Annotated in this window: 1 protein-coding gene; it reads left to right on the top strand. The window is 57.3% G+C overall.

Annotation, left to right across the window (positions count from 1 at the left end; genetic code table 11):
- Window positions 1-25: 25 nt before the first annotated feature.
- On the top strand, window positions 26-335 hold a 310-nt coding region (locus ACR6JA_RS22995; protein WP_494599816.1), incomplete at its 3' end, for a hypothetical protein.

The following is a 335-nucleotide window of genomic DNA, read 5'->3' as shown; positions in this document are numbered from 1 at the left end:
ACTTTGTACCGTAGGAGTTGTGCCGATGGCCACGCCGCAGGATTTTAAGAGCATGGGAATTTCCATGTTCCCCTCGCAAGAACGCGAGATCATTCTTGGCAAGCTACCAGTGCTCGCTGCATATGGTGCTGGTGTTCGCGAAGCCGTGCGGAAGCTGCCGCCAGAGGTGTCGAGAGATCTGCTTTCCGAGTACAAAGCGCCCTCCTCGGCCCTCATTTCGTCGCTTGAGAACTCCATCATTGAGCGCGAATTCGCGATCGAGAACGCCGAGAAAGGCATCAATCTGGACCAAGAATGGGCGAAGGGCGGTGCCGCGCGCCGCATGGACGAAGTGG

Source organism: Cedecea sp. B1(4) (assembly GCF_059414925.1).
The sequence above is the reverse complement of the archived record's forward strand: the minus strand, read 5'-3'. Positions and strand labels throughout refer to the sequence as shown.